The sequence below is a fragment of the Mycolicibacterium setense genome (genome assembly GCF_000805385.1).
Taxonomy (GTDB): Bacteria; Actinomycetota; Actinomycetes; order Mycobacteriales; family Mycobacteriaceae; genus Mycobacterium; species Mycobacterium setense.
Genome location: NZ_JTJW01000010.1, coordinates 594,647 through 620,651 on the forward strand (window position 1 = coordinate 594,647; position 26,005 = coordinate 620,651).

The 26,005-nt window shown below is 66.7% G+C and carries 29 protein-coding genes and 1 riboswitch; of the genes, 8 read left to right on the forward strand and 21 right to left on the reverse strand.

Features of this window, described 5'->3' with window-relative positions; translation table 11 throughout:
- Genes QQ25_RS27985 through QQ25_RS28015 form a run of 7 tightly spaced genes read right to left on the reverse strand, consistent with a single transcriptional unit; the run spans position 1 to position 7,757 of the window.
- The gene (locus QQ25_RS27985) at positions 1 to 660 is read right to left on the reverse strand and encodes a hypothetical protein (protein WP_039382326.1); all 660 of its coding nucleotides are present in this window, start codon (positions 658 to 660) and stop codon (positions 1 to 3) included.
- Entirely contained in the window at positions 657 to 2,156 is a 1,500-nt protein-coding gene (locus QQ25_RS27990; RefSeq protein WP_039382328.1) for a pyridoxal phosphate-dependent decarboxylase family protein, read from the reverse strand. Before QQ25_RS27990 ends, QQ25_RS27985 begins: the two co-directional genes overlap by 4 nt.
- Positions 2,153 to 3,478 (reverse strand): aminotransferase class III-fold pyridoxal phosphate-dependent enzyme, encoded by a 1,326-nt coding sequence (locus tag QQ25_RS27995; RefSeq protein ID WP_039382330.1) that lies wholly within the window; start codon positions 3,476 to 3,478, stop codon positions 2,153 to 2,155. The genes QQ25_RS27990 and QQ25_RS27995 overlap by 4 nt, the downstream gene beginning before the upstream one ends.
- Positions 3,478 to 4,539, reverse strand: coding sequence for a fatty acid desaturase family protein (locus QQ25_RS28000; RefSeq protein WP_039382332.1), 1,062 nt, complete (start codon positions 4,537 to 4,539; stop codon positions 3,478 to 3,480). Before QQ25_RS28000 ends, QQ25_RS27995 begins: the two co-directional genes overlap by 1 nt.
- The gene (locus tag QQ25_RS28005; RefSeq protein ID WP_039382334.1) at positions 4,536 to 5,516 is read right to left on the reverse strand and encodes an NAD-dependent epimerase/dehydratase family protein; all 981 of its coding nucleotides are present in this window, start codon (positions 5,514 to 5,516) and stop codon (positions 4,536 to 4,538) included. Before QQ25_RS28005 ends, QQ25_RS28000 begins: the two co-directional genes overlap by 4 nt.
- On the reverse strand, positions 5,516 to 6,637 hold the full coding sequence (locus QQ25_RS28010) for an N-acetyltransferase (protein ID WP_409370983.1): 1,122 nt from the start codon (positions 6,635 to 6,637) through the stop codon (positions 5,516 to 5,518). The genes QQ25_RS28005 and QQ25_RS28010 overlap by 1 nt, the downstream gene beginning before the upstream one ends.
- Before the next feature lie 13 nt (positions 6,638 to 6,650).
- On the reverse strand, positions 6,651 to 7,757 hold the full coding sequence (locus QQ25_RS28015) for a hypothetical protein (RefSeq protein WP_039382338.1): 1,107 nt from the start codon (positions 7,755 to 7,757) through the stop codon (positions 6,651 to 6,653).
- 183 nt (positions 7,758 to 7,940) lie between these two features.
- Between QQ25_RS28015 and QQ25_RS28020 the strand changes: the two genes are divergently transcribed.
- Positions 7,941 to 8,504 (forward strand): Rv1363c family protein, encoded by a 564-nt coding sequence (locus tag QQ25_RS28020; RefSeq protein WP_039382340.1) that lies wholly within the window; start codon positions 7,941 to 7,943, stop codon positions 8,502 to 8,504.
- Between the two features lie 18 nt (positions 8,505 to 8,522).
- The gene (locus QQ25_RS28025) at positions 8,523 to 9,044 is read left to right on the forward strand and encodes an Rv1363c family protein (protein WP_082017714.1); all 522 of its coding nucleotides are present in this window, start codon (positions 8,523 to 8,525) and stop codon (positions 9,042 to 9,044) included.
- A gap of 341 nt (positions 9,045 to 9,385) precedes the next feature.
- Here QQ25_RS28025 and QQ25_RS28030 read toward each other — a convergent pair whose 3' ends face one another.
- Together QQ25_RS28030 and QQ25_RS28035 are read right to left on the reverse strand one after the other, a co-directional pair.
- Positions 9,386 to 11,533 (reverse strand): heavy metal translocating P-type ATPase, encoded by a 2,148-nt coding sequence (locus tag QQ25_RS28030; RefSeq protein ID WP_052236122.1) that lies wholly within the window; start codon positions 11,531 to 11,533, stop codon positions 9,386 to 9,388.
- A gap of 44 nt (positions 11,534 to 11,577) precedes the next feature.
- The gene (locus QQ25_RS28035; protein WP_039382761.1) at positions 11,578 to 11,862 is read right to left on the reverse strand and encodes a DUF1490 family protein; all 285 of its coding nucleotides are present in this window, start codon (positions 11,860 to 11,862) and stop codon (positions 11,578 to 11,580) included.
- A 79-nt stretch (positions 11,863 to 11,941) separates the two neighbouring features.
- On the opposite strand from QQ25_RS28035, the gene QQ25_RS28040 reads away from it, so the two are divergent.
- Positions 11,942 to 12,952 carry a permease gene (locus QQ25_RS28040; protein WP_039382763.1) on the forward strand — a complete coding sequence of 337 codons (1,011 nt, stop codon included), beginning with the start codon at positions 11,942 to 11,944 and terminating at the stop codon, positions 12,950 to 12,952.
- Positions 12,949 to 13,677, forward strand: a complete 729-nt coding sequence (locus QQ25_RS28045) for a TIGR03943 family putative permease subunit (protein ID WP_039382341.1) — start codon at positions 12,949 to 12,951, stop codon at positions 13,675 to 13,677. The genes QQ25_RS28040 and QQ25_RS28045 overlap by 4 nt, the downstream gene beginning before the upstream one ends.
- A 3-nt stretch (positions 13,678 to 13,680) precedes the next feature.
- On the opposite strand, the gene QQ25_RS28050 is transcribed toward QQ25_RS28045, so the two are convergent.
- The 8 genes from QQ25_RS28050 to rpmB form a co-directional block, all read right to left on the reverse strand.
- Positions 13,681 to 14,340, reverse strand: coding sequence for a (2Fe-2S)-binding protein (locus QQ25_RS28050; protein WP_039325636.1), 660 nt, complete (start codon positions 14,338 to 14,340; stop codon positions 13,681 to 13,683).
- Positions 14,337 to 15,122: an ABC transporter ATP-binding protein gene (locus QQ25_RS28055; protein ID WP_039382343.1), complete on the reverse strand. Its 786-nt coding sequence runs from the start codon at positions 15,120 to 15,122 to the stop codon at positions 14,337 to 14,339. The genes QQ25_RS28050 and QQ25_RS28055 overlap by 4 nt, the downstream gene beginning before the upstream one ends.
- The gene (locus tag QQ25_RS28060; protein WP_039382344.1) at positions 15,119 to 16,135 is read right to left on the reverse strand and encodes a FecCD family ABC transporter permease; all 1,017 of its coding nucleotides are present in this window, start codon (positions 16,133 to 16,135) and stop codon (positions 15,119 to 15,121) included. The genes QQ25_RS28055 and QQ25_RS28060 overlap by 4 nt, the downstream gene beginning before the upstream one ends.
- Complete coding sequence (locus QQ25_RS28065; RefSeq protein ID WP_039382765.1) at positions 16,135 to 17,106, reverse strand: ABC transporter substrate-binding protein; 972 nt, start codon at positions 17,104 to 17,106, stop codon at positions 16,135 to 16,137. The genes QQ25_RS28060 and QQ25_RS28065 overlap by 1 nt, the downstream gene beginning before the upstream one ends.
- Positions 17,107 to 17,149: 43 nt before the next feature.
- A riboswitch (cobalamin riboswitch) is annotated at positions 17,150 to 17,283 on the reverse strand.
- Entirely contained in the window at positions 17,284 to 17,547 is a 264-nt protein-coding gene (rpsR, locus tag QQ25_RS28070) for a 30S ribosomal protein S18 (protein ID WP_039382345.1), read from the reverse strand. It lies immediately after the preceding riboswitch.
- Positions 17,547 to 17,852 (reverse strand): 30S ribosomal protein S14, encoded by a 306-nt coding sequence (rpsN, locus tag QQ25_RS28075; RefSeq protein ID WP_039325641.1) that lies wholly within the window; start codon positions 17,850 to 17,852, stop codon positions 17,547 to 17,549. The genes rpsR and rpsN overlap by 1 nt, the downstream gene beginning before the upstream one ends.
- A complete protein-coding gene (gene rpmG, locus QQ25_RS28080; RefSeq protein ID WP_029108302.1) occupies positions 17,852 to 18,016 on the reverse strand; it encodes a 50S ribosomal protein L33 in 165 nt (54 codons plus the stop codon). Before rpmG ends, rpsN begins: the two co-directional genes overlap by 1 nt.
- Positions 18,016 to 18,252, reverse strand: a complete 237-nt coding sequence (gene rpmB, locus QQ25_RS28085; RefSeq protein ID WP_039382346.1) for a 50S ribosomal protein L28 — start codon at positions 18,250 to 18,252, stop codon at positions 18,016 to 18,018. Before rpmB ends, rpmG begins: the two co-directional genes overlap by 1 nt.
- 72 nt (positions 18,253 to 18,324) lie before the next feature.
- On the opposite strand from rpmB, the gene mrf reads away from it, so the two are divergent.
- Genes mrf through QQ25_RS28100 form a run of 3 tightly spaced genes read left to right on the forward strand, consistent with a single transcriptional unit; the run spans position 18,325 to position 20,694 of the window.
- On the forward strand, positions 18,325 to 19,503 hold the full coding sequence (gene mrf / locus QQ25_RS28090; RefSeq protein ID WP_039382767.1) for a ribosome hibernation factor-recruiting GTPase MRF: 1,179 nt from the start codon (positions 18,325 to 18,327) through the stop codon (positions 19,501 to 19,503).
- Positions 19,500 to 19,748 carry a type B 50S ribosomal protein L31 gene (locus QQ25_RS28095; protein ID WP_039382347.1) on the forward strand — a complete coding sequence of 83 codons (249 nt, stop codon included), beginning with the start codon at positions 19,500 to 19,502 and terminating at the stop codon, positions 19,746 to 19,748. The genes mrf and QQ25_RS28095 overlap by 4 nt, the downstream gene beginning before the upstream one ends.
- A 22-nt stretch (positions 19,749 to 19,770) precedes the next feature.
- Positions 19,771 to 20,694, forward strand: a complete 924-nt coding sequence (locus tag QQ25_RS28100) for an MBL fold metallo-hydrolase (RefSeq protein WP_039382350.1) — start codon at positions 19,771 to 19,773, stop codon at positions 20,692 to 20,694.
- Here the strand turns inward: QQ25_RS28100 and QQ25_RS28105 are convergent.
- Entirely contained in the window at positions 20,687 to 21,661 is a 975-nt protein-coding gene (locus tag QQ25_RS28105) for a glycerophosphodiester phosphodiesterase family protein (protein ID WP_039382351.1), read from the reverse strand. The two genes, QQ25_RS28100 and QQ25_RS28105, sit on opposite strands and share 8 nt — an antisense overlap.
- A 100-nt stretch (positions 21,662 to 21,761) precedes the next feature.
- Here QQ25_RS28105 and QQ25_RS28110 point away from each other — a divergent pair, with 100 nt between their 5' ends.
- The gene (locus QQ25_RS28110) at positions 21,762 to 23,009 is read left to right on the forward strand and encodes an SLC13 family permease (protein WP_039382353.1); all 1,248 of its coding nucleotides are present in this window, start codon (positions 21,762 to 21,764) and stop codon (positions 23,007 to 23,009) included.
- Here QQ25_RS28110 and QQ25_RS28115 read toward each other — a convergent pair.
- The 3 genes from QQ25_RS28115 to cysS are packed head-to-tail and all read right to left on the reverse strand — an operon-like array spanning position 22,996 to position 26,001.
- Positions 22,996 to 23,616 carry a GIY-YIG nuclease family protein gene (locus tag QQ25_RS28115; protein ID WP_039325653.1) on the reverse strand — a complete coding sequence of 207 codons (621 nt, stop codon included), beginning with the start codon at positions 23,614 to 23,616 and terminating at the stop codon, positions 22,996 to 22,998. The two genes, QQ25_RS28110 and QQ25_RS28115, sit on opposite strands and share 14 nt — an antisense overlap.
- 3 nt (positions 23,617 to 23,619) lie before the next feature.
- Positions 23,620 to 24,564 (reverse strand): 23S rRNA (guanosine(2251)-2'-O)-methyltransferase RlmB, encoded by a 945-nt coding sequence (gene rlmB / locus QQ25_RS28120; protein WP_039325655.1) that lies wholly within the window; start codon positions 24,562 to 24,564, stop codon positions 23,620 to 23,622.
- Positions 24,565 to 26,001, reverse strand: coding sequence for a cysteine--tRNA ligase (gene cysS / locus QQ25_RS28125; protein ID WP_101906437.1), 1,437 nt, complete (start codon positions 25,999 to 26,001; stop codon positions 24,565 to 24,567). It lies immediately after the preceding gene.
- Positions 26,002 to 26,005: the final 4 nt, after the last annotated feature.

Here is a 26,005-nt window from a genome sequence, read left to right on the forward strand (position 1 = left end):
CTAATTGCTTGACGGTAAAAGGGTTCGGCTGGCATCCGCGATGAACGACCCACTGATGTCGACGACGGCCGGAACGCTGTCGGCGCCGATATAGTCGGGCATGATCTCGCCGATCTGGTGGATATGCGTCGACAACAGCTGGCTGTACCACTCGAACAGCGGGACCACGAGCGCCACGGTGACGTAGTCGACACCGTCGGCCGCCAGGCTGCCGAAGAACGCCTGCCAGATCTGCTCGATCATGCCCACGCGCCGGCGCTTCTTGCACACCCCCTGGGTAGCGAGCTCGGCGATGCGCTCAGACGCGATGTCCTCGAAGAACGAATTCCACTCCGGGTACAGGAAGTTTCGCGCCGGCTGGCCGGGCGCCGCGTAGCTGCGGCCGTCGCGCAATGTGCTGAAGCTGTCCAGGCCGAGTTCGGTATCTGCCCGCAAGGCCCGTAGGACTCCGACCGGTTCGTCGGAATCCTCGCCGATCCCCACGAAGATCTCCGATGACCTTTCCCACTGCTGGTAGTGCACCATTTCGCCGGCCGCGATGTCCGACTCGCTCGCCCAACCGTTTTCCAGCCCGAAGATGGTGTATTCCACACCCTTCGCCCAGGCGAACCGATCATCGTCAGGGCGCACCCGGTCGACACGAAGAAGTTCTATGTTCATGCGTTGGTGAATTCCCTTCCGCAGGCATGGATCCGGTCGCCCTCGCCGCAGATTGCCGCGATCACGTCGGCAGCGGCCTCCGGACGTACCAGGGGATTGACGAAGGTGAGCTTGAGCGCCTGACTGCCGGCCGCCGTCGACCGGCCGATCACGGCGCGCCCCGAATCGGCCAGCGCGATCCGGATCTGCTGGTTCACGTCGTCGCATTCGGCGACGGACAGGTCGGCATGGTGCCAGCGCACCACGACGGTGTTGGTCGCGACGGGCGCCAAGAGAGCCAATCCCGGATGATCGGCAACCGCAGCTGCGGCCGCAGCTGCGGCCGCACAGGTGGCATCGATCATCTCGCCGACCCGCTGCCGCCCGAGTGCGCGCAGTGTGACGAACACCTTCAGGGCATCGAACCGGCGGGTGGTCTGCAACGACTTCCCGACCAGATTGACCACATCTTCGGCCGAATCCTGAAGCGGGTTCAGGTAATCGGCATGATCAGCCAGTATCTCGAATGATTCGCTCCGGCGTACCAGCAGCGCGCTACAGCTGATCGCCTGGAACAGGAGCTTGTGGAAGTCCACGGCCACCGAGTCGGCCATCTCGATCCCCCGGAGCAGGTGACGATGGGTGGCGCTGAACACCAGGCAGCCACCTGCGCAGGCGTCGACGTGGGTCCAGATGCCGTGTTCGCGCGCAATGGCGATCGCCTCCGGCAAGGGGTCGATGGCCCCGAAGTCCGTTGTGCCGGCGGTGAGTACGAGCGCCATGATCGGCGTGCCCGCCGCAGCCGCACGATCAATACAGTCGATCAGCCCGTCCATCCGCATCCGCCCGGCCGCATCGGTGGGCACCTCGACCACGGCGCCCGACAGGCCGAGGATCCGCAGCGCCTGCCGCACCGAGAAATGGGCCTGGCGGGTACACAACACGCGCCAGGAGCCGGCCTCGGCCGGCAGCCCCGCAGACAGGTCGGATCCGAAGCTGTCGCGAGCGAACAGGTCTCGGGCCATCATCAGCGCCTGCAGGTTGGATTGGGTTCCCCCGCTGGTGAACGTGCCGTCGGCGCCCTCGTCGTAGCCGAGCGTGGCGCACAGGTCGCTGACGACCTTCTGTTCGATCGCGGTGGCGGCCGGCGCCTGGTCGAAGGAATCCAACGACTGATTGAAGGAGCTGACCAGGATCTCGGCGGCCAGCGACGACAGCGTCGGAGGGCAGTGCAGATGTGCCAGATAACCGGGATGGGTCACGATCGCGGACTGTCCGGACAGCAAGCCGGCCGCCTCGCCCAACGCGCGTGGCAACCCGATCCCCTCTGCGGAGTCGAGTTCGAACGCCTCGACGACCTTGTTCAACTCTGCATAGCCGGCCACCAACCCCGGCCGGTCCGGATCACGCAATTCCGTACCGGCCCAGATGGCTGCCAGGGTCAACGCTTCGCGATAGCCGGTGAGTCCGGTAGCAGTGAGAAAGTCAGCGGCGAACGGATTCGTATCGGTTGTCACTGCGCCCCCATCAGGACGTCGTCGGTCGCATGCTTCCGACCCACTTGTCGCACAGCGGCTTCGAAGGCAGAGAGCGCAGCCGACATGTCGACCTCATCGATGGTCAGCGGCGGCAGGAAGCGCACCACGTTCCCGTACTGGCCCCCGGTTTCGACGATGAGTCCGTGCTGCAGACAGGCCAGTTGAATGAATCGAGCCCGTTCCGCGTCCGGCGCCGCCGCGCCGTGTTGTCGCGGCAGCATCGGATCGACGATCTCGGCTCCGAGCATCAGCCCAGCCCCCCGCACGTCACCCACGATGTCGGACTGCGCTGCGACGGACTTGAGTCCGTCGAGAAAAGCGGCGCCCGCCGTCTGGACACGGTCCGACAAATCTGTCTCGACAGCGAAGCGGATCACCGCACTCGCCGCGGCGAACGCCATCGCATTGCCGCGGAACGTTCCCGTGAAGGCGCCGGGCTCCCACACGTCATAGCGTTCCCGGACGACCAACACCGCGATGGGTAGTCCGGAACCGAGGCCTTTCGAGATCACCATCATGTCGGGCTCGATGTCGCAACGTTGAAATGCCCAGGCCGGGCCGGTCCGGAACATCCCGGCCTGCACCTCGTCGGCGATCAGCGGAACATCGAAATGGCTTGCCGTGTCCCGCAACGCGTTACCCCACCGGTATGGTGCCGGGATCACACCGCCCTCCCCCAGCACGAACTCCGCCAGGACGGAGGCCGGCGAGGTGATGCCGGAGTGAGGCCGGGAGAGGTTCTCGACCGCGGCCATCGCCAGATCGACACCACGCTCTCCGCCGACCCCGAACGGGCACCGGTAATCCTGCGGATAGGGCAGGAAGGTGGCCCGTGGAGCGAGCACCACCGGTTGACGGCGCAGTCCGCCACCGGAACTGGCCGCCCGCGCGGCCCGGGTGCAGCCGTGGAACCCGCCTTGGACACCGATGTGCTCACGGCCGCCGGTGGCGATCTCGGCGAGCATCAGCGCCGCTTCGATCGCACTGGCCCCGCTCGGCGAGCACAGGTGCACCCGGCCGTCACGTGCCAGGCCCGGCGGCAGGATGGTCAGCAAGTCCTCGACGAATCGTTGCCTGGTAGGGGTGTGGAAGTCGAGCGATTGCCACGGCTCTCCCGATTCGAGGGTCTTGATCACCGCCTCCCGGACAACGGGATGATTCCAGCCGAGGGACATCGCGCCCGCCGCAGCCAGACAGTCGATATACCAGCGTCCGTCGGCGTCACGCAGCCGGGAGCCGACCGCCTCGACGGGCCGGATCGGCAGCCGTCGCGAATAGGTCGCCGCGGCCGAATCTCGCATCACAGTGCCTCCCGTGGATGCGCGAGAAGCCTTCGCAGAGAGGCGGTCAGCGAACGATCCTCGGTGGTCCAGAAGCCGCCGTCACGCGGAATCGCCTCGGCCAGGCGACGGCGGGCCTTTCCGAGCTGGTGGTAGGGCAGCTTCGGAAACAGGTGGTGCACCGCGTGATAGCGGAGTCCGAGCGGCGCCCACAGCTCCCCGAGGATCGGCATAGATGGATGGTCGATCGAGTCGAGGACCTGCTCGGGAATCGTCATCCGCTCGTTGCGGCTCTCATACCGATGCGCAGCCAGCACCCGAATCCAATTGACGAACAGCACCGCCGCGACGATCACATAGGCCTCGGCGAGACGGTTCGGTGAATACACCCCGCCGACAAGCAGTGCCAGCATCGCCACCAGGTAGACGAAGCAGGCGAACTCCTGCACCAGCCAGGACCGTGGGGTACGGCCTTCGGGTAGCTTGCGGACGAAGTCGGCGTCGATCATCAGCGCCGACGCCCGGGTCAGGACGTAGGGCCGGATCCGCGGGACCAACCAGGAAAGCGGCGCCAACACGAGAAACCTCAGCACGAAGACGAGCGGGCCGAGCAACGCGGTGAACGGTAATGCGATCACCCGCCAGCGCGGTTCGGTCGCATAAGGGACGTACTCACCATCCTCGGCGGTGCCGTAGGTGCGGGACCCATGATGTTCCTGGTGGAACTCGTAGGTGAATTGCGGTACCAGCAACGGGATTCCGCACACCACATGCCACACCACCGAGAACCTGCGCAGCTCTTCTGGCGCATGGACGATCTCGTGGACGAACAGCACCGCGCGGTAGAAGGCCAGCGCCGCGAGCCCCATACAGCTGATCGCGATCGGCGAGAGCAAGTGGTCGGCCGGGCACAGCAGGAACGCGGCGTAGCCGATCACCACGCACGCGATGAGGTCGGCCCAGTAAATCCACCGGCGTCGCGCGGTCAGGTCGGCGATCAGCGACCGTGCTTCGGCCATCGAGATGCCGAGCGCGTCTTTGGAACCCGACCCGGCCGCTTTCTGGCGGATATCAGTGGTCATCGGGCGAACTCCGTGATCAATTCGACGGCGGACATTCTCGATATGCCGAGCTCTCGCTCGGCCTTGCCGGAGGCGTAGTACACGTGGCGACCCATCAACTCGACGTTCTCGGGTACCAGCGCATCGTCGTGCCGGGCGCTGCCGATCAGGTCACGCATCACGCGGTTCCCAGCTCCGACGGTGCGGAACAGGCCCATGGGCAGGGTCCGGACAGAGTGGCTGCGGCCGACGGCTTCGACGAGCAATTCCGCGATCCGCCGGTAGGTGAGGTTGGCGCTGTAGAGGATGTACCGCTCCCCGGATCCGCCCTTGACCATGGCTGCGGTGGCTCCGGCGACGAAGTCCCGGGCGGCGCACACCGCAGTCCCACCGGGAGGGACGCCGCGCAGCAGCCCCCGCCGGGCGGCGGTCAGCAGCCCTTGCCAGGATCGCGGCGGACCGAATGCCGGCGCGAAAACCGCTGCGGGATTCACCACCACGACGTCGAGACCTCGTTCGCCGAAGTCGAGCATTACGCGTTCGCCGGCCCGCTTGGTGGCGGCGTAAACGTTGTCGAGCACCGAATCCCGAACATCGAACCGCTCGTCAGCCACCACGCCGTCGGGCGGATAGCCGATGGCGGCCGTCGACGACACATGCACGACGCGCTGGACTCCGTGGTGCAGCGCACTCCGTGCCACGTGATAGGAACCCAGCACGTTGGCATTCCAGATGGAATGGGCCAGACGGGAATTCGGAGACGCAATGCCGGCGAGGTGATACACATACGACATGCCGCGCATGGCTGCATCGACACTGGCCTCGTCGGTGATATCGGCCCGGACCACCTCAACCCCACGGCCCAAACCCCCCGGTTGGGCCGCACGGTCGTCAGGTCCGGTCATGACGGTGACTCCTTCACCGTTACGAACCAGCTCGGCCACCAGCTCACTGCCGAGGTACCCGGCGCCCCCGGTGACAAGGATTCGGCCGGCCATCACAGTGCCTTCTGGTAAACGCGGTGCCGCTTGTCCGGCTCGGTCTTCATCTGCGCGGCCAGGGAATTCGACCACACGTTGTCTTCGTGTACCCAGGTGGTCGCCACCGACGAATATCCGCTGCCGGTACTGGCCCTGACGATCTCGCCGGCCAGGATGCGGCCGATTCCCGCCCCGAACTGGGTTTCGACGGCACCGATGAGGACGACGACGGCGGTGTCGATCCCGCGGATCCGTCCCCCGCGCTTGGCCGCCATGCGCAGCAACATCGACGGGGTGAGCCGGCCGGATTGCCCGGAGATCTCATTCACGTCGGGCAGCATCAACAAGAACCCGATGGGAGTTCCGGCCGCCTCGACGATGCGAACGATGCGGGGATCGATCAATGGCCGCATCTCCGCAGCCATCCCGGCGAACACCGCCTTGCTGAGCGGGACGTTCTCTGGATGGCGGGCGAAGGAATCGTTGTAGAGGACCCGTAGCGTTTCCAGCTCGTTGCTGAAATCCTTCATCCGAACGGACCGCACCGTGGCGCCCTGCGCGTCCATCACCGCGTCGGCACGTTTGACGAGGCGCTGCTGAACTGTGCTGCCTGACCCGGTATTCCAGCGATACGAAGCACTGTCGAACTTCTTTTGGTACCCGGCAGACTCGACGAGCGGCAGGTAATACGGCGGGTTGTACGGCTGCATCAGGGTCGGCGGGGTGTCGTAGCCCTCGGCGAGCAGCCCTACTTCCTCCCGCGTCGAATAGCTGTAGGGTCCGATCATCTTGTCCATGCCACGACGACGGGCCCAGTTCTCCGCAGTTTCCAGCAACGCGCAGGCCACAACCTCGTCAGGTGCGCTCTCGAAATGCCCGAAGAACCCACAGTCGCCGTACCGCTTGACGTACTCGGAGTCGACACTGGCCGAGATCCGCCCGACCGGCGTTTCACCTTGGTAGGCAACGAAGTTGGCAACCTCGACCTCGCGGTACAGCGGATTCTTACGGACGTCCATCTTCGCCCGCATGACCCGGCGCAGCATCGGCCTCCACCGAGCATCGCCGCAGTAGAGGTGCCACGGGAGGTCCACGAACCGTCTGGCTTCCGCGGGCGAGGCGACCTCACGGACGTCCAGCGATGTCTTCAGGTCACTTGGCACGAACGATTCCCAAGTCGTAGGCCAGTTCCGGATTGCCCTTGCTCTTCCATAGCGCGCCGTCCATGTAGAAGTGGTGCAACACGAACATCAGTGGCACGGCGAAGATGACGGTGTCCAGCTGTCCGGCGAGGATGCCCAGCAACGCCAGCCCCGCCACATAGAACGGAAGTGCCTTGCGCGTCGACAGCCGGGCCAGCAACAGCTTCTTCTCGCTGGGGTCGGTCGATGCCGCGAACCGGGTGTTGTTCCTGGTCCAGTTGATCAGGTGGTACTGCAGGCTGTGGGTGGTCGTCGCAATCAAGATGAGGGCGAACAGGTCCGAGACCAGCAGGTAGGACAGGTTGTACGACAGCGTCGCGATAATGAACGTGGCTATCGCCATGGTGGGTAGGGGGGTCTGCCCGTCCCGGCGCAGTTTGACCTGCTCGGCAATCGCCAAGGCGAGCAACACCGCGGCGACCGCGTACGCGACGCCGATGAGCGCGCTGGGAATCGGCGGCACCGGGACACTGAGGTTCGAGAACGGTAGCCGGTGGCCGAACACTTCGTACTCCGAGAAGTGCAGCCCGTGGCTTGCCCGGTACAGAACCGGTGCCAGACAGGCCGCGTACAGCGCGTACTTCAGCCGGTTCCGCGGACCCTTGTACCCGTTCTTCGCCGCGTAGATGTTCATGATGCCGAAGTGCTGCTTGAGGACATGGAAGACCTGCCAGTACGCCCAGATCGCCAACAGCGGCACCAGCCAACCACCGAACCAGAGCACCCCAACGATCGTGGCGACCACGGCGAAGCTCAGCACGTAGTGCAACCGGTATCGTGACCGCTCCCGTGGGTCGAGCCATACCCGCACTGTTGTGGTCAGCACATGCGGGAGGTCAGAGAGCAGCGAAAACGCGACCGCCCCAACCAGAAACACGCCCTTGTGACTTTCGGCCGCGAACAGGATCGCTGACAGCAGCGCACCCAGGCCGAACACGAAGTAGATGTCGACTCGACGACTGACGAACCAGCCGGGCTGGTGCTCGCCGTCTTTCAGCCGCGGTTGTCGAGTGCCCGCGGCAGTACCGGCCGTCCCGACTGGCGCTCCAGCGGCCATCCCAACCCCTCCTTGAGACCCAAAAGCCTGTTGTTGTTGAAAATGGTTATCGTTATCGACATAACGTAGGGTGAGCGCCAGCCTCTGTCAACGCCGGTTTCACCGGAGTTGCCGAAATGTGGCGGCCGCCACAGAGGCGCGGTAAAGGCCTGCCCGCAAACAAGATTCGACAAGGAATACGCCGTGACGGCAATCGACGACGCAACTGCCCAGGAGGCGGCCGCCGACCGCGACACCAACTATGAGATCGAGGGCAGCCCCGCCGTGGGTCGTCTCGGCCGGTTGGCCGTGGCAGGCGGCGCAGTCGTCCTCTTCGCCGCCGCAGTGGTAGCGGCAATACTGGGCTCGCAGGTGTGGCACCACCGGCAAGTCGATACGGCCGGCGAGCAGGCCAGGTCGACGGCGACCGCCTACGCCGAAACGCTGACAAGTATCGACAGCAGCAAGGTCGACGAGAACTTCACCCGCATCCTCGACGGCGCCACCGGCGAGTTCAAGGACATGTACACCAGATCGAGCGTGCAACTCCGCCAACTTCTCATCGACAACAAGGCGACAGCACATGGAACCGTGGTCGATTCGGCGATCAAGTCCAAGTCGCTCGATGAAGTCATAGTCCTGGTCATGGTCGATCAGACGGTGACCAACAGCGCCCGACCGGATCCCCGAATTGACCGCAGCCGGATGAAACTCACCATGAAGAACGTCGACGGTCGCTGGCTCGCCGCCAAAGTCGAGCTCCCGTAGGACCGGACAGGAGCAAGCATGCCGGAGCAGAACATCGAAGACACCGCCAGCAGCGCTCGGAGGCGGCCACACCGGGCATTGAAGCCAACCGCCGGCTTGATGGCCATTGCCATACTCACCGGCGCGGCAATCGTCGGTTGGCAGTGGAAGCAGCAGCGCGACACCGACATCGCCGCGCGCCAAGGCCTGGGTGCGGCGCAACGATTCATCGGCGTGCTGACCAACATCGACGGCAACAAGCTCGATGAGAACTTCGCCTCGGCGGCGGAAGGCTCGACGGGCGAGTTCAAGGACACCTACGCGCAGTCCAGCGCGCAGCTGCGTCGACTATTGGCCGAGAACAAGGCGACAGCGCACGGCATGGTGGTCGAATCCGCCGTTAGATCGGCCTCGCCCGACTCCGTCGAAGTGCTGTTGTTCGTCGATCAGTCGGTGAGCAACGCGGCGCACCCGGAGCCGCGGCTGGACCGCAGCAGGATCAGGATGACCATGAGCAAGGTCGAGGGGCGTTGGCTGGCAAGTAAAGTCGAGCTCCCGTGAGCCGCGGCCAAGCTCACACAAACGAACCGTTCGTTGTCGCCTTGTGCGTGTGTTGCTCCTCGTCCGGTCCCCGGTCTGCGCTGGTGCACATACTGAGAAACGTCGTACGCCAGTGCCCACACGGCGTTCTGGTGAGTACGCAGTGCTTGCTCGGAGAGTTCACCTGCGCGAGCAGGCGTGCCAATCTCAACCCGGTACTTGTGCTGCAGCCCTGCTCGACAGACCGGGTTCCCAGCGCACCCGCGATCTGGATCGGACCCATCGCCGCCGACGCCGACGCTCAACGCGCGTGCGAGTGGATCGCCGCCGGTCAGTGGGATTCCGCGAGCCTTCCCCCGCACCTACGAGCCGACGTAAACCTCGTCCGGGTGAGTTCTCGAAACTGAGCTCTGATCGAGCTCATAGCGGATCAGCCGGGCACTGTTGGCCACCACGGCCACCGACGACGCGTTGTGCAGGACCGCGGCGAGAACCGGAGAGAGCACACCGACGGCGCCGACGACGAGACCGATGGCGTTCACCGCGATCGACATCGCGTAGTTCTGCTGTATCACATCCACCGCCCGACCGCCCAGAGCCCGCACGTCGAGCAGTCGCCGCAAGTCATCACTGGCCAGCGCCACGTCGGCGGTCTCGACCGCCACGTCGGTGCCGCCGAGCCCCATGGCGATGCCGATATCCGATGCGGCGAGGGCCGGCGCATCGTTGACGCCGTCGCCGATGACCGCGACGGTGTACCCCTCGCTGTGCAATTCACGCACTACCGTGAGCTTGTCCTCGGGCATCACCTCGGCGCGCCATTCGGTGATCCCGAGATCCTCGGCGACGGCAGCGGCGGCATCGGGATGGTCGCCGGTGAGCATCACCATGCGGCGGACACCGGTGGCCCGTAATGCCTGCAACACTTCGATGGCCTCGGGCCGAACTTCATCGCGCAAACCGATGAGGCCGACCAGTTTTCCGTCGACGGCCAGTAGCAGAGGCGTCTCAGCACTCCGGCGGAGCTTGTCCACCCACTCCGAGGCACGTTTGGTCACCCGGACCTTTTCCTGGGCCAACAGAGAAGGACTGCCGAGCAGCAGCGTTCTCCCGTCGGCCCGGGTACGCATACCCAGCCCGACGAGTACCTCGCACTCCTCGTGTGGAGGTATCTCGATATGACGCTCCTTGGTCGACCGCAGCACTGCGGCGGCAAGGGGATGGCGCGCGTGGATCTCCGAGCTGGCCGCATACGCCAGGACCTGCTCGGGCTCCCAGTCCTTGTGGAAGGCAACCACATTGGTGACGATGGGGCGACCGATGGTCAGCGTCCCGGTCTTGTCGAACACGACGGCGTCCACGCGGCCGGCTTCCTCGAGATGCGAACCGCCCTTGATCAGGATCCCGCGCCGGGCACCGTTTCCGATGGCCGCGCTGATGGCAGTCGGTGTCGCCAGCCCCACCGCACAGGGGCAGGCAACCAACAACATCGTCATCGCGCGACGCACATCCCTGGTGACCACCAGTGTCAGCGCCGACAGCAGGAACGAGGCAGGGACGAAGCGCCGGGAGAACGTCTCGCCGACCGTTTGAATCGGTGCACGGTGATATTGGGCTTCCTCGACTCGGCTGATGATTCGGCCGATCGTGGTGTGGCGTCCGACTGCCTCGGCGGTGATCACCAACTTCCCGCGGACCACAACCGAACCCGCGTACACCTTGGCGCCGGTTGTGACGGCGACGGGGAGGTTCTCACCGGTGATCGCCGACTGGTCGACGATGGCCTCGCCGTCGCTCACCACACCATCGACCGCGATCGCGACCTGCTCGTGCACCACGACCTCATCACCGACTCGGAGCCCGTCCACGGGAACCTCGATCTCGGTGCCGTCGGCCAGGCGCAGCCACACCGTGTCCTGCGTGCCCTGTAACAGGTTGGCGATCGCCCGGCGGGTCCGTCGCAGCGTGAGATCCTGCAGATATTCACCGATGTTGAGCAGCCACAAGACGGTCAGCGCTACGACGTTCTCCCTCAGTACGAGGCTGGCCACGGTGGCGGCCGAGACGAGAACGTCGGTGCCCGCGGTCCGGTTTCCGGTCAGCGTGCGCAGCGCACCTCGCAGGAACGGATAGCCGGTGAAGATCGTGGCTCCCGTCGCGAACATTCGACTGGTCGGCCCGAGCAACGGCGGCCTGGCGAAGGCATAGCGACGCACACCCAGCAGCGCCAGGGCGAGAGCGCCGATGGCCATCCGCAGAATGTCGGCGTTGTGGATGTCGGCCGAACGCGGTGTGCGGACCGGCACCAGGTGTCGCGCCACCTCGGCCGCTGTCGATATCGCCGCCATCACCGCGGCACGGTCGCAACGCCTCGGCGAATACCACACCACGACCGAGGCTGTCCGCGGGTAGGCATGAACAGCCCGCACGCCCGGCACCTGGTCGACGGCATCCTCTATCGCGACGGCGCGCAGCGCATCACCCCGGAACCACGGCGCGTGCACGCGCATCCTGCCTGCGGCGTCGGATACGACCTCTGACGTGCCCACAGCAGTCAGTGATCGTGGGAATGCCCGGCGTCGGAAACGGCGGGCGGCGGCACTTCCTCACCGATCCGTTCCCTCGCCTCGGCCATCACATCGGCGACTTTCAGCCGGGCCGACTCAGCGCTCACTTCGGCTTTGCGGGCGCCGCGCAAAGCCCACGTGGTCGTGGTCACCGCGGCTTCCCGAATCGGCGCCTTAGCCACCGCCTTACGTAAGCCGTCGTACGCCGCCGCCCCGACCGCGGCCGTGGCGACCGTTGTCGCTGCCTTCGCCAGCAAGCCATGCCACACCATCTGCACAGCCTAGCCCCACCGGTTGAAAACGATAGTCATTTGCATGCCACACAGCTGAGCACCAACCATGGCTGGCATCATGTCCGCCGTGGCCACAACTTCGGCAGCACTGCGGTGGCGGCCGAGTTCCATGCAGGTTCTCGTGGCCGGGGTCATTGCGCTGGCCCTGGCAGGTACCACGCTGCAATCGTTTGTCGAGGGCACCCCCGATGTGGCGACGGCGGCCACGGTGTTCTGCGGCGTGTTCGTCCAGGCGTTGCCGTTTCTGGCGCTCGGCGTGGTGATCAGCGGGCTGATCGCGGTTTTCGTGACGCCCGATCGGCTGACCCGCTGGCTTCCCCGGCGTAGGAGCGCGGCAATCCTGGCCGCCGGCATCGGTGGGGCGGCGCTGCCCGGTTGCGAATGTGGTTCAGTGCCGGTGGCGCGCAGGCTTTTCGGCGACGACACCCAGGACGGCACGGTGGGTGCGGCGGCGCTGACCTTCATGCTCGCGGCTCCGGCCATCAATCCCGTCGTGCTGGTGGCCACCGCGGTCGCGTTCCCCGGCCATCCGCAGATGGTGGCCGCCAGGTGTGCGGCATCACTGCTCACTGCCCTGATCATGGGTGCGCTCTGGGCCCGGTTCGGCAGCCCGGAGTGGATCACCCGGCGCTTGCCGAAGCCGCACCACGGCGAGGGATCACGGTGGGCCGTCTTCACCGAAGCGGCACGTCACGACTTCCTTTCGGCGGCCTCGTATCTGGTCGTGGGCGCGGCGGCCGCCGCCGCCCTGCACGTGCTGGTTCCGCCCTGGGTGTACGAGCACCTCGCGGGGCAGATCGTGCTTGGGGTGATCACCATGGCCGCACTGGCGGTGGTGCTGGCGTTGTGTTCGGAAGCGGACGCCTTTGTCGCGGCCAGCCTGACCATGCTGCCGTTGCTGCCGCGGCTGGTGTTCCTGGTGGTCGGGCCGGCCGTCGACCTCAAGCTGTTCGCGATGCAGGCCGGCATGTTCGGCCGCGCGTTCGCAGTCCGGTTCGCGCCCACCACCTTCGTGGTCGCCACCCTGGTGGCCACCGGTGTCGGGCTGCTGATCCTGGGGCCACAATGAGCCGCGAAACCGAGAACGCGCTGCTGCTGCTGATCGGGGTCAGCACTACGATCATCACCATCACCGGGGCCTACACCCGCTACGTCAAGCCGGGACTACTGCCGTACCTGGCCGCTACCGCGGTGTTGCTCATCGTTCTCGCCCTCGCCGCGATCGTGCGCGATATCCGCCACGGCCGCAGCGAATATGAAGACGAGGATGACACGCACGGGGCTCACGATCATCCGCACTCCCGCGGCGTCGCGTGGCTGTTGCTCATCCCGATCGCACTGCTGGCCTTCGTCGTACCGCCGGCCATTCGGCCCGACGCCGCATCGGTGACCGCGGTGTCCACCGATGTGCTGCGCCGTCCGTTTCCGCCCCTGCCCGACGGCACTGCTCCGGAGATCTCCCTGCCCGATGCACTGATCCGGATGGCTCAGGACTCCGCCGGCACCCTGGACAACCGCACGATCACCATCACCGGGTTCACCATGCGCGAGGGTGACCGCACCGATCTGGCCCGGGTGGTGATCATCTGTTGCGCGGCCGACGCTCAGCTGGCCCGCATTCACCTCTCCGGGCCGGCGGCGGCTCAGGTAACCGGCTACCCGGACAACACCTGGATCAAGGTGGTGGGCACAATCCCTGCGGGACAAAGCGATTCGAGCCGGAGCACCATCCCGACGATGGCCGCCCACAGTGTCACCCGCACCGATCCTCCAGCGCATCCGTACGCCTACTGAGGCCTATGCGCGTGGTCGCGTGAGTGCGCAATCACCACAGTTCGATCCGCCGGGCACCCGGTAGTACAGGCAACAGCTACGCCGACGGAACGTGAGGCCGGTCAGGTCGCCCGTCCCGGCGAGTTCTCCGGTGACCAAGAGGGCTTCGGTGACCGCGACGATATCGTCGTCCAATTCCGGACGCCGTTGGGCCAAATCGTGCCCGGCTGCCACCAGCGCGGCCGCGGCGTTGCCGTAGAGCAACCGCGGCGCCATCTTGACCCGGAACCCGGCGGCCAGCGGCTCGAGGTGCTCGGTGATCACCCTTCGGTACAGCTGCTGTGCCAGTGGGCCGTCGACGGGTGCGCCTACCGGGACAGGCAATCGGAGATCGGTACGGGAGGTATGACGCTGGAGGTCAGTCAGATCGGGCAGCACCCCGTATCGCAGCGCACAGGCCAACAGCGGCGACCACAACCGCGAGGCATGACTGAACTGCACCAGGGATGCACCGATACGCAGATCCGCCGTGTCGTATCGCGCGGCAGTGGCGGCGACGAGGTCAGCGCAGCCCTGGTCATAGCAGTGTCGTACCGGAATCCAGTCGGCCGGATCGTCACCGACGGTCAGAGCGAAGAAGCCCCCGTACGAAGCGATTTCGCGGAGTTGGTCGCCGATGTTCACGGCCTGACCCCGACCTTGGGTGGCACTGTGATCTGAGGCCTGCCGGTATCGGCGTCCGGAGTGATCCGTGCGGTGACCCCATACACGTCGGACAGCAACCCCTCGGTGAGGACGTCGGCCGGCGCGCCAAGGGCCACCAGCCGTCCACCGTCGAGCACACAGATCCGATCACAGTAAGCCCCAGCCAGATTCAGGTCGTGCAGCGCGGCGACCACCGTCGCACCGGTCTCCCGCAGCAGCTGCAGGGCCTCGTGTTGATGGCGCAGATCGAGGTGGTTGGTGGGTTCGTCGAGCACGATCACGTCGGTGCGCTGCGCCAGCGCCCGGGCGATCAGCACACGTTGTTTCTGCCCTCCCGACAACCGGCCGTAACCGACCCCGCTCAGTGCCGCGATGTCCAGCGCCGACAATGCCGCACCGATGATCTCGCGGTCCTCCGCGTTGTCGGCCTCGAAGGATCGCTTGTACGGGGTGCGTCCCATCGCCACCATGTCGAATACCGTCAGCTCGAAATCGCCTATGGTTTCCTGCAATACCGCCGCGACCCGGCGTGCGGCCTGCTTACCCGGCAGCTTCCACACATCGGCACCGTCGACCAGCACCCGCCCGGCACTCGGCCGCTGCGCCCGATACAACGTGCGCAGCAGAGTGGTCTTGCCCGCCCCATTCGGACCCACGACGGCCAGCACCTCCCCCGGCGCCACCGACACCGAGACGTCGGCGACCAACGGTGTACCGCGCACCGAAACCGAGACCGCCTCGAATGACACTGCCGCTGTCACGTCACGACCTTTCGCCGCATGAGCCACAGGAAGAACGGTCCTCCGACGAGCGCGGTCAGAATCCCCACCGGCAGTTCCTCCGGCGCGGCCACCGTCCGGGCCACGATGTCGCACAACACCAAAAACGCCGCACCCAACAAGGCGGCAGCGGGCAGGGCCCGGCGATGATCTGCACCGACCAGCAGGCGCACCACGTGCGGCATGATCAGCCCGACGAACCCGATGGTGCCGCTGACCGCGACCATCGCACCGACCATGAGTGCCACGACGACGAACATTCCGGCGCGGAACCGGTGTACGTCCAGTCCGAGTGACGCAGCCGCTTCTTCGCCGGTGTAGAGCAAGTTCAGCGGCCGGGTGAAGGCCAGCAGCACCACCACGCCGAGCAACACCGCCGCCGCGGGCACCCACACCATCCCCCAGGTGGCACCACCGAGACCGCCGAGCATCCACCGCACGGCCGCCTGCGTCTTGTGCGGATCGTCGGAGGTGACGACCAGCAGGCTGGCCACCGCGGACAACACTTCAGCCACCGCCACGCCGGCCAGGATCAACCGCACCGTGGTCATCCTGCCGCCCGAGCGGGCCAGGAAATACACCGCGACGAGTGCGAGGAAGGCTCCGAGAAAGGCCGCCAGCGGCACGGTGAACATCTGCAAGGCGCCCGCGCCGAACACCAGAATCACCACGGCGCCGACGGATGCCCCCGAGGAGACCCCGAGCAGCATGGGATCGGCGAGCGGATTGCGCACCACCGCCTGCAGCGCCATCCCGCAGGCCGCCAGGCCGGCCCCGACCACCGCGCCCAGCACGACCCGGGGCAGCCGGGCATCGATCACGATGGATTCCCTTACCGCGGGCCAACTCTGCTCGATCAGGCCTGGATGCATCGCGTGCACCACGATGGCCCACACCTGCCCAGGCGGAATGGACACCGAACCGATCGCCACTCCGGCGGTCATCGCCATCAGCAGCAGCCCGGCCAGCGCCGCGAGGGTGAACCGGTAGGACATCACACAAACCGGTCGGGGTGCAGCTGCCGGGCCAGGGCATCCACTGCCCGGCCCACCCGTACCCCGACCACCACCGAGGACAACGGGAGCACCGCGAACCGTTGCTGCTCGATCGCCGGAACATGCTGCAGCAGCGGATGTTCGGTCAGGAAGCGCTTCTTGTCGGCGACCGGCTGGTCTCCGTAGTCGTAGATCAGGATGACCTCGGGCGCACGTTCGGCGAATTGTTCGAAGGACACGTCGCCCCACACCTTCGGGACGTCGGCGAACACGTTGACGCCACCGGCAGCCTCGATCATCCGGTTGCCGATGCCCTTGCCGCCAGAGGTGAACACCGTCGCCTCACCGCTGTCGTACACCGCGACCCGCATCGGCCGCGCCCCGCGCACCTTCGCCTCGGACTGTGCCAACTCGCGATGCAGCTTCTCGATCTGCGCGCCGGCCCGATCGCTGATTCCGAAAATCGTTCCGAGATTTCGCAGTTCGTCGTCAACAGTGGACATGGTGACGGGCTCGGACCGGCAATCTTCGATGTTGAGATAGGTGTGCACCCCGGCGCCGGTCAGGCGTTCCCTGCCGCGGCCCTCCTTTTCGTCGAACGCGCTTTCCCAACCGCCGTACACGAAATCGGGTTCGACGGCCAGCAGAGACTCGTAGGAGGGGTACTCGTCGGCCAGCACCGGAACCCTGTCGTAGGCGGCCTGGTATTCGGGCAGGATCCGGTCGTCGAGGTAGGACGTGCCGACCATGGAGTCCTGCAGGCCCAGCGCGAGCAGCGTCTCGATCGCGTGTTGATTGAGCGCGACGGCACGCGTCGGCGGCCGGTCGTAGGTGGTGCTGACGCCGCAATTGTCCACGGTCACCGGAAATCCCGGCGGGGCGTTACCCGCGGCCTGGGGGGCCTGCGTCGTGCCGCACCCCGATACCAGTAATGCCGACACCAACGCGGCGACCAAACGACGAGTAGCCATGGGCGTACCCATCCTCTCCGGGGAGATCCGCCCCAGTACGTGCGAGGTGGCGACTGCGGTGCGTATCTGGCTCTCGACGGTCGGAAGATGCCGACCCATCGATCACAGTGGCGGGACCGCGCCGGATTCACACCGGCTTCCACGATCCGCAGTCGCCCTATCGCCGTCGATGGTAAATCAAGCCGGGCCGACGAAGGGCAGCAGCGCCATCTCCCTGGCGTTCTTGATCGCCGTGGCGACCTGACGCTGCTGCTGTGGGGTGAGCCCGGTGACGCGCCGGGACCGGATCTTGCCCCGCTCGCTGATGAAGGTGCGCAGCAGGTGGACGTCCTTGTAGTCGACGTCGGTCACCCCGAGCGCAGTCAGCTGGTTGCGCCTGGGTTTCTTCAGGTCTTTTTCCAGAGGCCGTTTCTTGGTGTTCAGGGGAGTCTTCTTGGCCATCACCAGCTCGACTTCCGTACGCCCGGCAGTTCACCGCGGTGCGCCAGTTCGCGCACTCGGACCCGCGACAACCCGAACTTGCGCAGGTGCCCGCGCGGGCGGCCGTCGACCGCGTCGCGATTGCGCAGCCGCACCGGGCTCGAATCACGGGGCAGGCGTTGCAGCGCCGTGACCGCCGCGGCCCGCTGCTCCCGCGAGGTCGCCGGATTCCGGATGGCCTCCTTGAGCTCGGCCCGACGTTCGGCGTAGCGCTCCACGAGTTTCCGGCGCTGCTCGTTCTTGACGATCTTGGATCGCTTGGCCATCAGCGCTCCTCACGAAAGTCGACGTGACGACGGACGACCGGGTCGTACTTGCGCAGCACGATCCGGTCCGGGTCGTTGCGGCGGTTCTTGCGGGTGACGTAGGTGTAGCCCGTCCCGGCGGTCGATTTGAGCTTCACGATCGGCCGAATATCGGTGCTGGCCATCAGATCTTCTCCCCTTGGCTGCGCAGGCGGGCCACGACGGCCTCGATGCCGTCACGGTCGATCACTTTGATTCCCTTGGCGCTGACCCGAAGTCGGATGCGGCGTCCTTCAGTGGGCAGGTAGTAGGTCTTGGTCTGGATGTTGGGGTTCCAGCGGCGGCGACTGCGCTTGTGCGAGTGCGACACCGTGTTGCCGAACCCGGGCGAGCGCCCGGTGACTTGGCAGTGGGCAGACATCGGTCTCCTTCGGATGGGATAGCCTCACGATAATGATAATCGTTTTCAACAACAAACGTGCTGGGAGGTGCGGTGCGAACCCCTGTGGTGCTGATCGCCGGTCAAGGTGACAGCGACGGCGTAGCAGAAGAACTGGGCCGCAGGCCCGGAACCGTGCTGGTACGCCATGCCTTTGACGGCCAGGTGGTCGTGCGGACCGTGTCCGATGGCGGCGGGACATCCGAACTGCCACTCGAGCTGGCCCACGGTTGCGTGTCCTGCACGGTCCGCGACGATCTGCTGATCCTGCTACGGCGTCTGCACCGACGCGGCGACGTCGAGCGCATCGTCGTGCAGTTGATGCCCTGGCTGGAGGCCGAGCCGGTGTGCTGGGCCATCAACACCATCCGGGTGCACGTCGGGCCCGGTTACATCGACGGACCCGCCGCCCGTGACGTCACCATCGACGCGGTGATCGCATGCCTGGACGCGACGGTCTGGCTGCAACAGTCCGTCGGCGACGAGGAACTCCCCGACGGACGCACCGTCGCCCAGGTGGTCGTCGGTCAGGCCGAGTTCGCCGACATGCTGGTGCTCAACGAGCCCGAGGCCACCACGCTCGCGGTGCTGCGCCGGCTCGCTCCCCGCGCCCGCATCACCGTGGGCCCCGACCGGGTCGAGCTCGGCCTGGCCCATCTGGAACCGAACAGCCGGCGCGGACGCACCGCGACACCGCACGATCCACTGCTGGCCGGCGAACCACCGCTGGAAGCCGATGACGAGGTGATCATCGTCGAATTCGCCGCGCGCAGGCCGTTTCACCCACTGCGCCTGCACGACGCCGTCGACCTGCTGCTCGACGGCGTGGTGCGCACCCGCGGCCGGGCCTGGCTGGCCAACCGACCGGCCGACGTCATGTGGATCGAATCCGCGGGCGGCGGAATGCATTTCAGCAACGCCGGGAAATGGCTGGCAGCAATGGATTCCACCGAGCGCGCCTACACCGACCCTGAGCGCATCGCCATGGCCGCGATCGACTGGCACCACCAATTCGGTGATCGCCACGTCTCGCTGACGGTCCTGGTCTGCGGCGCCAGGCCCGGTGAGGTCATCGACGCCCTGCGCGGCGCGCTGCTCACCGACGACGAGCTGGCGCGGCCCGAGGAATGGGCCGATTACCCCGACCCGTTCGGGGATTGGCACGAAGAACCCTGTCAGCCCGGAATCGACGAACCGGCTACATCCGCACATCAGGAAGGGGAATCCCAGTGAAATCCGACATCCACCCCGACTATCACCCCGTGGTGTTCCAGGACGCCTCGACCGGCACCCAGTTCCTCACCCGGTCGACGGCAACCAGCGAGCGCACCATCGAGTGGCCCACGCCGGACGGGACCCGGACCTACCCGCTGATCGTCGTCGACGTCACCAGCGATTCCCACCCGTTCTGGACCGGCTCGGCACGGCACATCGACTCCGCCGGGCAGGTGGAGAAGTTCCGCCGTCGCTACGGCTGACCGCCAGCTCTAGGGTGGGCCCATGCGGCTCAAGCCCGGCAGACCCGACCTGACCCCCTATGCGCGGTTCTTCGACACGACGCCGGCCACCCCGCAATCCCCGGTCACGGTCACCTGGGCCGGGGTCACCACGCTGCTGGTTGACGACGGCTCCTCGGCCGTCCTCACCGATGGATTCTTCTCCCGGCCCGCGCTGCCGAACGTGGTCCTCGGCAAGCTGGCGCCGTCACTGCCCCGCATCGACGGCTGCCTGGCTCGCCTCGGCATCGACAAGCTCGACGCCGTCCTGCCCGTCCACACCCACTTCGACCACGCCATGGACTCGGCGGTGGTGGCCGAGCGCACCGGCGCCCGACTGGTCGGCGGCACCTCGACCGCCCAGGTCGGTGCCGGGGGCGGGTTGGAGCCCGATCGGATCGTCACCGTCACGTCGGGCGAAGCCGTCACCCTGGGTGCCTATGACGTCACGCTGTTCGAATCCGAGCACTGCCCACCGGACCGGTTCCCCGGCGTCATCACCGCGCCCGTCGTACCGCCGGTGAAAGTCTCGGCATACAAGTGCGGTGAGGCCTGGTCGACCCTGGTGCACCACCGGCCCAGCGGCCGCCGCCTGCTGATCGTCGGCAGCGCCGGCGCGGTGCCGGGCGCACTGGCCGGCCAGCACGCCGAGGTGGTGTACCTCGGTATCGGCCAACTCGGGCTGCAGTCCGAGCAGTATTTCGAGAGCTATTGGGCCGAAACCGTGCTCACGGTCGGGGCACGCCGGGTGGTGCTGATCCACTGGGACGACTTCTTCCGCCCCCTGCACAAACCGTTGCGCGCATTGCCGTTCGCCGGTGACGACCTCGATGTCTCGATGAGCGTGCTGACCCGGCTGGCCGAACGCGACGGCGTCAGCCTGCATCTGCCCACGCTGTGGGAGCAGGCCGATCCGTGGATCAGCTGAGCTGAAACGACGGCGGCAGCGGCAGGCCAAGCTCTGCCAGCACGTCGCGCAGGCGCGTCGGGTAGTCGGTGATGAGGCCGTCGACCCCGGCGGAGATAAGCGCCCGCATGGCCTCGGGGTCGTTGACGGACCACGGAGTCACCTTCAGGCCGTTCGCATGCGCACGTTGCACGAATCCCCGGTCCACCCACTGGTATTGGGGTGAAAGAACTGTGGCGCCCACTGACATCGCGCCGGCGATCGGATCGTCCTCGACGGCCGGATCGACCCCGCCCAGCCACGGCGACCGGGGTACCCAGGTTGTGTCATCCCACAGCGCCACCCTCGGTATCGACGGCTCGGCCTGCTGCACCAATGGCATTGTGCGCCAGTCGAAACTCTGGATATCCACCTTGTCCACCTTGCCGGCCGCACGCACGACGCCGAGAATCACGTCGACGAACTCCTGTGGCGTGGCCGATGATTCGGGCTTGTCGGCCTCGATCTTCGTCTCGATGTTGAAGCGGACGTCGGCATGGCAGGCATCGGTCAGCTCGAACACTTCCGGCAGCACGGCAATCCTGTTGTCGCGCACCACCTCAGCATCGGGAAACCCGCTCAGCAACTTGCCGCAATCGAGGGTGCGGATCTGCTCCAGCGTCAGATCGTGGACCAGCTTCCCGACGTACGGGTACATCGGATCACCCGGGAACGCCGGGGCTGTGTCGGCACACTTGGTCTCGTCGATCCTTGGGTCATGCCACACCAGAGGTTGGCTGTCCTTGGTGAGCACGATGTCGAGCTCGAGTGTGCTCACCCCCAACTCCAACGACTTCCCGAAGGCCCGCAGAGACTCCTCAGTAGTCTCGCCACGCCCGCCGCGGTGCGACTGCAGGTCGAATCCGGTGGGCGCCGCAACAGCCGGCGGGACCGACTGGAACACGGCGGCCAGAGCGAGCAACAAGACCATCGGAGCGGCCAGACGCATGGTGACCAACGCTATCGGGCAGGCCGAGTACGGTCAGGTCCGCGTGGCCTGACCGCGCGAATCGTCATCGAATGTTCGACTGGCCGAAAGGAACCGCGCCGTGATTCTGGCCCTGGCGCTGCTGGCCGTCGTGCTGGTGTTCGCGCTGGCGCGGCCCGAGGGCTGGCCCGAGGCGGTCGTGGCGATCCCGGCGGCCGGGCTGCTCATCGCGGTTGGAGTCATCTCAACCGACGACGCTCTGGCCGAGGTGAATCGTCTGCTGCCCGTGGTGGGCTTCCTGGCGGCCGTTCTGGTGCTGGCCCACCTGTGTGACGACGAGGGACTGTTCCACGCTGCGGGCACGTTGATGGCCCGCGCGAGCAGGGGCGATTCCCGGCGGCTGCTGACTCGCGTGTTCCTGATCGGCGCGACGACGACCGCCGTGCTGAGCCTGGACGCCACCGTCGTGCTGTTGACGCCCGTCGTGCTGGCCACGGCCCGCACACTGGCGATACCGCCTAGACCGCATGCCTACGCCAGCGCACATCTGGCCAACTCCGCGTCGCTGATGTTCCCGGTGTCGAATCTGACGAACCTGTTGGCCTTCGCGGTGGCCGGACTGTCCTTTACCGAGTTCAGTGCGCTGATGGCGTTGCCCTGGCTGGCCGCCATCGGCGTCGAATTCGTCGTATTACGTTGGCTTTTCCGCCACGAACTGGCCCGCCCGGCCTCCGAGGTGACACCGCCGCCTGCCGAGGTTCCGGTGTTCGTGCTCGTGGTGCTGGGTTTGACGCTTGCGGCTTTCGTCGTCACCTCGGTGTTCGACGTGTCGCCGGCCTGGGCGGCACTGGCCGGGGCGGTGGTGCTCGGTGTGCGCAGTCTGGCTCAACGCCGCAGCACGGTCGGTGGAATCCTGCGCGCCGTCAATGTGCCGTTCCTGGTATTCGTGCTGTGCCTCGGTGTGGTGGTGGACGCAGTTGTCCACCCGGCCAACCAGGTTGGCCTCGGCGACGTCATGCGCGGAGTGCTTCCGGGCGGCGATTCGCTGCTCGCGCTGCTGGGCTTCGCCGCGGTGGCGGCCGTGCTGGCCAATCTGGTCAACAACCTGCCCGCGGTGCTGGTCCTGCTGCCAATGGTGGCCGGCTACGGACCGGCCGCGGTGCTGGCGGTGCTGATCGGGGTCAACGTCGGCCCCAACCTCACCTATGTCGGCTCGCTGTCAAACTTGCTGTGGCGCAATGTGGTTCACCGCGACGGCCTGCCGGCGAAGTTCACCGAGTTCACCCGTGTCGGGCTGGCCACGGTGCCACTGACCCTGCTGGCCGCCGTACTCGGGTTGTGGATCAGCCTGCGATTCACCACTCTTTGAGCACGCGCAGCTTGTTCGCATTGTTCATCGCCGCACGCCGCAGCCGCTTCAGCTCGGGATAGAACGCGTTGCCCTTGTTGGCCTCCTGGCCGTTGAGCGGCAGGTCGAACGCGGCGATCAGTTTGTCCTCCACGAACCACGGCTCGGGGTGAACCATCCATGACACCAAGGCATTCTCGGCCATCCACTGCGTCAGAACGGATTCTCCGCCGGCAAAAGTTCGCTTGTCGCCGGAGCCTATCCGGCGCAATTTGAAGCCGAGCTCGTCGGCGAGCAGGATTCCCAGCGTCTTGCGCAACGTCGAGCCCTCAGCGGTGGCGTTGGCCGCGCCGTAGTGGTACTTCACCCGCTTGCGCAGATTCTGGGTACTGGGCGGCTTCCCGCTCGTCGGCGGGCGCGTCGGGCTGATCCCGACGTAGAGAAGCGTCAACCCATCCCGTTGCCGGCACCCCGAGACGTCGATCCCGCCGGGCACCGTCCGGAACCACCAACCGTAGGCGCCAGGCTCCTCGGGAACGGGGCAGGGATCGCTGAATACTTCCTCACGGGTGAACGGCCGGGCGGCAACGAGGTCCGCGGGGCTGCTGGCGCTTCGCCCTTTGAACATCGGCTACAGATTCCGGCGCTGGCGCGCGATCTCGGCCAGCACCACACCGGCGGCCACCGAAGCGTTCAACGATTCCGTCGGTCCGGCCATCGGGATCGACACCACCGCATCGCAAGTCTCCCGCACCAGCCGGGACAGGCCCTTGCCCTCGGAGCCGACCACCACGACCATCGGTCCGCTGCCCTCGAGCTCGTCGAGCGAGGTGTCGCCGCCGGCATCCAGGCCGACCACCTGCAGGCCGGCGTCGGCCCAACTCTTGAGTGTCCGAGTCAGATTCGTCGCCCGTGCCACCGGCGTGCGAGCCGCTGCGCCGGCACTGGTACGCCAGGCCACGGCGGTGACCGAGGCCGAACGGCGCTGCGGGATCAGCACGCCGTGCCCGCCGAACGCCGCCACCGAGCGCACGATCGCGCCCAGGTTGCGCGGGTCGGAGATGTTGTCCAGGGCCACCATCAGTGGGGGCTCCCCGGAATCCCGGGCCGTCTTCAACAGATCGTCGGGGTGGGCGTAGTTGTACGGCGGCACCTGCAGGGCCAGGCCCTGGTGCAACGAATTCGAGCTCATGCGGTCCAGATCGTGACGCTGCACCTCCAGAATCGAGATGCCGCGGTCAGCGGCTATCTGGACGGATTCGGTGAGCCGCTCATCTGCCTCGGTGCCCAGCGCCACATACAGCGCAGTGGCAGGAACCTTGGCCCGCAGACACTCCACGACGGGGTTGCGGCCCAGCACCAACTCGGTGTCGTCGGTCTTCTTGTGCCGGCCCTGCGCCTGGCGCGCCGCCTTCGCGGCCTTCTTGGCCGCAGGATGATGCGGGCGCTGGTCCGCACGCGGTGTGGCCCCCCGGCCTTCCAGCCCGCGGCGACGCACGCCGCCGGACCCCACGGTCGGCCCCTTCTTGGTGCCCGCCTTGCGCACTGCGCCGCGCCGCTGCGAATTCCCGGCCATCTATGCTCCGTTCCCGTCCACCAGTGCCCATTGTGGACCGTCGGCGGTGTCGGTGACCTCGATGCCGGCCGCCTTGAGCCGATCCCGGATGGCGTCGGCCGCCGCCCAGTCCCGATTGGCCCGGGCCTCGGCCCGGCCCGCCAGTGCCCACTGCACCAGTTCGTCGACGGCAGCCAGCGCGGCCGAAGTCTCGTCGCGGGATTCCCAGCGCTCGTCGAGCGGATCGCAACCCAGGATTCCCATCATCGCCCGGATCGAGGTCGCCTGCGTCATCGCGCCCTCGTGATCACCGGCGTCCAGCGCACGGTTGCCCTCGGCACGTGCGGCATGTACCTCGGCCAGTGCGATCGGCACCGCGAGGTCGTCGTTCAGGGCGGCCGCGAACTTCGGCGTCCAGTCGCCCACGGCCACGGCGCCGACGCGGTTGCGCACCCGGTGCAGGAAGTCCTCGATGCCGCTGTAGGCCTTCACCGCGTCCTGCAGCGCATTCTCGGAGAACTCCAGCATCGACCGATAATGCGCGCTGCCCAGGTAGTAGCGCAGCTCGGCAGCCCGAACCCGTTGCAGCACAGCCGGAATCGAGAGCACGTTGCCCAGCGACTTGCTCATCTTCTCGCCGCCCATGGTGACCCAGCCATTGTGCAGCCAGTACCGGGCGAAGCCGTCGCCCGCGGCCCGCGCCTGGGCGATCTCGTTCTCATGATGCGGGAAGACCAGGTCCATACCGCCGGCGTGGATGTCGAATTCCGCGCCCAGATAGGCCTCGCACATCGCGACGCACTCGGTATGCCAGCCGGGGCGGCCCCGGCCCCACGGCGTCGGCCACGACGGCTCGTCCGGCTTGGCGCCCTTCCACAACGTGAAATCGCGCTGATCGCGTTTACCCGTGGCCGCGCCCTCGCCCTGATGCACATCGTCGATCCGGTGCCCGGACAGCGCACCGTAATCGGACAGGCTCAGCACGTCGAAGTAGACGTCCCCGCCGGCGGCATAGGCGTGGCCCCGCTCGATCAACCGGTCGATGAGCTCGACCATCTGGGTGATGTGGCCGGTGGCCCGGGGCTCGGCGGACGGCGGCAGCACGCCCAACGCGTCGTAGGCGGCGCTGAACGCCCGCTCGTACGTCGCGGCCCACTCCCACCACGGCCGGCCCGCGTCGGCGGCCTTGTTGAGGATCTTGTCGTCGATGTCGGTGACGTTGCGGATGAACGCAACGTCGTATCCATTGGCGGTCAGCCAGCGGCGCAGCACATCGAACGCGACTCCGCTACGGACATGACCGATGTGCGGCAACCCCTGGACGGTGGCACCGCACAGGTAGATCGAAGCGTGCCCCGGCCGCAGCGGTACAAAGTCTCGTACGGCACCCGCCATGGTGTCGTACAGCCGCAGGCCGGTCTCTGACGCCGGCCCGACAGCTTGAGCGCGATCGGTCACGACG